The sequence below is a fragment of the Euryhalocaulis sp. genome (assembly GCF_013911995.1).
In the GTDB taxonomy this organism is placed as follows: Bacteria; Pseudomonadota; Alphaproteobacteria; order Caulobacterales; family Maricaulaceae; genus Euryhalocaulis; species Euryhalocaulis caribicus.
This window is the reverse complement of the sequence record NZ_JACESD010000081.1, coordinates 1-5,802: the sequence shown is the minus strand read 5'-3', so window position 1 is coordinate 5,802 and position 5,802 is coordinate 1. Positions and strand designations below refer to the sequence as shown.

Sequence of the window (5,802 nt, the reverse complement as noted above, 5' to 3'; positions counted from 1 at the left end):
ATATCCTGGCGATCTCGTCCATCGCCGCGATGTCGGTTTCCACGCGATAGCTCATCAGCCGCCGCCGCGCGGCCGCGCCTTTGGCGAAATGATCAAACGCCCGCGCATAATCGCCGGTATCCTCGAACGACTTGCCCAGCGCGTATCGAACAGGCGTTTCCGCCCCCGGCCGCGCGCGGCTGGCCTCCAGCGCCCGGACCAGCGCGCCGCTGTCCAGATCATCCTTCCTCTGCCGCCGGATGGTCGCCCGGTTGTACCAGGCGTCAAACGCCGCCGGGTTGCGCGCCAGAACGTCATCCAGCCGCTGCTCCGCCTCCTCGAACCGGCCCAGCGCGATCAGGGACGCCGCCAGCGCCTGCTCCGCTTCATCGTCCTGTCCCTTCAGTTCCAGACCCTTGTCCGCGCAACGGGCGGCGTCCGCATGCTGGCCGCAATGGGCGTGAATGGCGGCCAGCCGCAGCCATAGCGCCGGGTCATCCCGCGCCGAATCCTCCAGCGCGCTCAGTTCTTTTCGCGCTTCCGCCACCTCGCCGGCGTGAAACAGCGCCTCGATCAGAATGAAACGGGGCAGCGTCTTGCCGGGGTCGAGACGGGCGGCCTTGCGCGCGGCGTCCAACATGGCGGGGAAATCCGCTGTTTCTGGCGCAGCCGGGCGGTCAGCATCCACCCCTCAGGCAGGTCGGGCTGGTCTTCCGTGAGGGCGCGGCAAAGCGTATCGGCCTCGGCATAACGTCCCTCGCGCAGCAGGGCGTCGATGCGGCGCACGCGCGCGCCGGCCGGCGGGCTATCCTGCCTTAGCTGAGCCTGCACGCGGAGCGCCTCCAGATGCCGAAATAAAAGGAAACGAGGCCGCCACTCTATCCCGGCGGCCTCGCAATCCGGTCAGAAGTTGTAGTTGAACGATACGCCCACGGTGCGCGGCAGGGAAATCAGCTCTTTCGAACCATTTCCGAAATACCCCGCGGCCGGAAGCGAGCCCATATAGGCTTCGGTGAAGACGCCGGTGACGCCCTTCTCGTCAAACACGTTCTTGACCCAGAGGGAGACGTCCCACTCCTCGGCCGCCAGCGTCGCCGTCAGGTCCCAGATCTGGAAGCCGTCCAGTTCCTGGGCGAAGGTCGGCGAGGAACTGATCGCGTTCTGGGTTTCCGACTGATAATAGCCGTCGACCCGTCCGATGAAGTCATATTCGGCGGTCAGCGGGCGCTGGTAATCCAGCGCGAAGTTCAACATGTGCTCGGGCACGCCCGGCAGCGTGAAGCCATCGTCCACGATCGGCGTGCCGATGGGCGAGAACAGATCCTCGTTCAGCGCCGCGTCCACATAGGCGTAGCCAAAAGCATAGGCCAGCTCGTCCGTGAAATTGCCGTTCAGCTGGAATTCCAGGCCCTTGATGTCGGCCTGCGCGCCGTTCTGCACGGCAAAGAAGCCCCAGTTGGGTGTCGCCGTGTTGAACTGGGCGTCGTCCCATTCGATATAGAACGCCGCCGCGTCATAGCGCACGCCATTGAACGTGCCCTTTACCCCGGCTTCGTAGTTCTGCACCCCGTCCGAGCCGTAAATCTGCCAGCGCGGGTCCTCCGCAAACGGGCCGTTCAGCGGCACGGCGTTGGAGCCGCCGCGGCGGTAACCTTCCGAATAGGTCGCGTAGAACAGATCGTCGTCCGCGAAATCATAGGCCAGGTTGAACTTGAACAGCGTGTCGCTCTCATTGCTTGAGAACGTCGCGTTCGTCGGCTGGAACAGCCCGGCGTAAAGCGGCAGGTCGATCAGCGTGTCATTATTCGACTCGTTGTCGAAATAACGAATGCCCCCGGTCAGGGCCAGACGCTCCGTGGCGTGCCAGGTCAGCTCGCCGAACAGGGCGAAGTCCTCGAACGTCTCGTCGCGCACATAGTTGAAATCCTGATCCCCCGTGACGGCCGAAGCCGCCGAGGGCAGGAAAGCGTCCCACCAGCGTTTGAAGCCGACCAGATAGCTTTCCTGCGTCGCCTGCCGTTCCTGGTCCTGATAATAGGCGCCGACGACATAATCGAACGGGCCGTCCGTATTGGAGACCAGGCGGATTTCCTGAATGAAGGCCTCGTCGGCGTAACCGCGCACGGCCGACGCCATCGGGCGCGGATAATAATAATAGAAGCCCAGGAAGCCGGCCTGCGCGTAGAAGCCGGTATTCTCGCTGACGCTGCTTCCCTCATGGTCGTAGTAAGAGCTGGAGGAAGTCAGCGTGGCGAAGCCGAGATCCACCGTCGCCTCGAGAGACGCCAGATGCACTTCGCGCTCCGACGGCTCCAGCTGGATCGAGCCGTTCTCGAACTCGTCATAGGGATTGCCGAACCCGTCCGACCCCAGCGTCTGCTGGCGGCGGCCGCCGACTTCGTCTTCCTGATAGAGATAGTTGAAGTTCAGGCGGAATTTGTCGTTCGGCTCATAAAGCGCGCCGATGCGGCCATACCAGATATCCACCGTGTCGGCGTCTTCCTCGACCCGGTAGGACGCCTCGTCGGATAGAACCCCGCCCGGCGCGACCGGGACGCCGTTATCGTCCAGCTCATACAGATTCACGTAATCCGTGATGCCCGGATAGTCGGCGCGCGACAGGTTGAAGCGCAGGGCGAACGTCTCGGCCACCGGCACGTTCAGGGTGAGATCGCCGGTCCAGCCGACGCTGTCCGACCCGTTCACGTGACTGGCCGACCCGCCGATCTTGCCGCTGAATTCCGACGGATCGGGATCGTTCAGCAGATAGCGCACCGTGCCGCCGAGCGAGCCGGAGCCATAGAGCGTGCCCTGCGGGCCGCGCAGCACTTCCACCCGGCTGAGATCCTTCAGCAGGAAGTTCGCAAAGACCGGCGTGTCGTTCACATAGGTCGACACGGTGGAGACCGCCGACACCGCGTAATCGCCCAGCGCCGAGCTGTCGACGTTGAGGCCGCGAATACGGATGCCGTTCAGCGTCGCCGCATTCCGCTGGCCGCGATCCACCACGCTGACGCCGGGGATGGAGCGCAGAAGCTCCGCATTATCCAGCGTCTGCGAGGCTTCAATCTCCGCTCCCGACACCGCCGAGATATTATAGGGAACATCCAGAATGCTCTGTTCCCGGCGCTGCGCCGTGACGACGATCTCATCGGACGCCGCGTCGGCCGTGGCTTCCTGCGCGAAAGCCGCGCCGGCGGTTCCAAGGGCGGTGCCGCTCATAAGCGCCGCCACAAGGGCCGACTTCACGCTTGTCTGCTTGATCTGGGCTTGTCTGATCATGTCCTTGTCTCCCCGTTCAGTTGTCGCCGGCGCTTTTGCGAAACGCCACGGCCGGCCGCGGCTCCCCCTGCGAAGTGTCTTCGCTTGCAATCTTTTCGGGCTTTTCCAGCGGTCCCAGCGCCGCCAGAGGGGCGGTCATGCGCTGGCCTTCCGCGTGGACCGGGAACGGCGCTTCGCTGTCCCGGAAACTCTTCATCATCTGGCCAAGGCCGTGCCATCCGCGGCGGCGCACATGGTCCGCCTGCGCCAGGTCGATCTCGAAGGCCAGAATGTCCCGGCCTGTTTCGGCCCGGTAAATCACTTCGCCGCCCGGCCCGTAGAGGCCGGACCGGCCATTGCCGAGCGCCCCGGCGGTGTTGATGTCCAGGAAATAACTCTGCGTGATCGCCGCGTTGGTTCGCGCGATGGAAAGCTCAACCTCCCGGTCGACCGTATTGGTCAGGCTGGGATGAATGATCGCCTGCGCGCCCATAGCCGCCAGCGTGCGCGTGGTTTCGGGAAACCACATGTCGTAGCAGATCGACAGGCCGAACCGCCCCGCGCCCGGCACGTCGAACACCACATACTCGGAACCGGCGGAGACACCCTCTTCATAGGGCAGGAATGGAAACATCTTGGCGTAGCGGGCGACGATCTCGCCGTCGGGGCTGATCACCGGGGCCACGTTGAAGACTTCGCCCCCGCGCTTCTGGAACATGGTCCCCGGTATCAGCCAGACGCCGCATTCGCGCGCCAGAGCCTGAAAGCGCTGCTCGGTCTCACCGCCTTCAGGCTCGGCATTCTTCGGATCCGGGCCATGCACGGCCAGCTCCGGCGCCACCACCATCTGGATCCAGCCGAAACGCTTTACCAGCGCGCGCGTCTCACGCTCGATCAGGCCCAGATTGCCTGATTTCTGCAGATCGAGCTGCAGACCTGCGATGGCGAATTGCGCCATGCGCGCCCTCCCCGGCGGCTTGTTTTCCCGTTGCAAAGGAATGATGACAGGGGCCGGAGGACACCCTTAGGACCAGATTGACCCGATCTATGGCGCCAGAATGGCGGAGTCGACGCGCCGGCCTTCCTCATTGAGGTAAAACAGGCGTTCGCCCTCGATCTGCAGGCGGTAACCCGCCGGTTCCCCGTAGGCCCAATGCTTCCACTGGCGGAACCATAGGTCGTTTTCGACCCACCAGCGGCCTTCATCCCGGTCCTCGCTGGCATAGCCCGCGCGCCCGGTCATCGCGCCGCCTTCATGCAGCTCGATCGTGCACGGCTCGCCATAAACCGTCTTGTAGAGCAGCGTCGCCCCGCCCAGCGCCTTGATGATCGACTCGCCCTCAAGGGTTTCGGGACCGGCGATTTCAGCATGATCGCCCGTCAGCTCCCTCATGGTTTCGGCCAGCAGCGCAACGCCCTTGCGGATACGCTCCGCCGGGATGCTGGTCACCCCCATGCGAAAGACATTCTGCGGCACGTTTCCGCCCGCATAATAATCGCTCGCCGGTTCGATCAGCACCCCGCGCGCCGCCGCCGCATGCGCCAGCGTTTCGGCGTTCAGCCCCTCCGGCCCGCGCACCCAGACCGTCGTGCCGCCGGTCACCGGGGCCATGTCCACCGATTGCGGCAAAGCGTGCGCCAGCGATTGCGGCAAATAGTGGTTCAGCGCATCGCGCAGGGCCAGAAGACGCGCCTCGAACTCCCGCCCCAGCCGCATGACCATGGCGTCGTAATGGCCCAGAGACAGGAAATGCGCCGCGGCGCGCTGATTATTGGGCGGGGGACGGCGCGTCATCAGATCGCGCAGGCGGCGCGCCTCCGCGATGACCTCCGGCGGGGCCGTCATGAAGCCCAGCCGCACGCCCGGCGCCAATACCTTGGAAAGACTGGCGACATAGACCACCCGCTCACCGCCCTCCATCGCGCGGAGCGCCGGCGCGGGCTTGCCCAGGAACGTCACCTCGTTCTCGAAATCATCCTCGATGATGATGAAATCCTTCTCGCGCGCCCGGTCCAGAAGCGCGCGGCGGCGATCCACCGGCATGGTGACGGCCGTGGGCCGCTGGCGCGACGGCGTGACATGCACAAGATCGCAATCGTCCAGGCGTTCATCCACGACCAGGCCGCCATTATCGACCGGCTGGCGCATCACTCGCGCATCGCGCAGCTGGAACAGCTCGGCGATTTCCGGCAGGCCCGGCTCCTCCATCGCCGCGGTCAGGCCGCGCCGCAGGAATAGCTCCGCCGCCAGATGCAGCGCCTGCTGCTCGCCCACGGTGATCAGGATTTCATCTCTTCCCGCCTGAATGCCGCGGCGGGGCAGGAGCTTGGTGCGGATCTCCTCGATCAGCATCTCGTCGTCGGTCTCGCCGGAATCGACCGACCACTGCTCGACCTCCTGCACGGCCAGCGCCAGACGGCTGGCTTCCCGCCATTCCGCCACCGGTAACAGCGACCGGTCGAAACGCCCCTCGATGAAGGGGTAGGGACGGGTCTGCCAGTCGGGCGGGCAACGGAAGGCGCGTCCCGAAGGCATGCGCGCCCCCATCCGCGCCGCCAGCG

Annotated in this window: 4 protein-coding genes; all 4 read right to left on the bottom strand. The window is 65.0% G+C overall.

Annotated elements, in window-relative coordinates:
* Positions 1-619, bottom strand: a 619-nt coding sequence (locus H2040_RS14180) for a tetratricopeptide repeat protein (RefSeq protein WP_287158245.1), incomplete at its 3' end; no start/stop codon positions are given.
* A gap of 263 nt (positions 620-882) precedes the next feature.
* The gene (locus H2040_RS14175; protein WP_287158244.1) at positions 883-3,261 is read right to left on the bottom strand and encodes a TonB-dependent receptor; all 2,379 of its coding nucleotides are present in this window, start codon (positions 3,259-3,261) and stop codon (positions 883-885) included.
* Positions 3,262-3,277: 16 nt separating this feature from the next.
* Entirely contained in the window at positions 3,278-4,198 is a 921-nt protein-coding gene (locus H2040_RS14170; RefSeq protein WP_287158243.1) for a carbon-nitrogen hydrolase family protein, read from the bottom strand.
* Positions 4,199-4,285: 87 nt separating this feature from the next.
* Positions 4,286-5,802: aminotransferase-like domain-containing protein (locus tag H2040_RS14165; RefSeq protein WP_287158241.1), on the bottom strand; the 1,517-nt coding region annotated here is incomplete at its 5' end.

Excerpts from the sequence above, each read along its gene's own strand:
- H2040_RS14175 (WP_287158244.1), bottom strand. The coding sequence starts at position 3,261 with ATGATCAGACAAGCCCAGATCAAGCAGACAAGCGTGAAGTCGGCCCTT.
- H2040_RS14170 (WP_287158243.1), bottom strand. The coding sequence starts at position 4,198 with ATGGCGCAATTCGCCATCGCAGGTCTGCAGCTCGATCTGCAGAAATCA.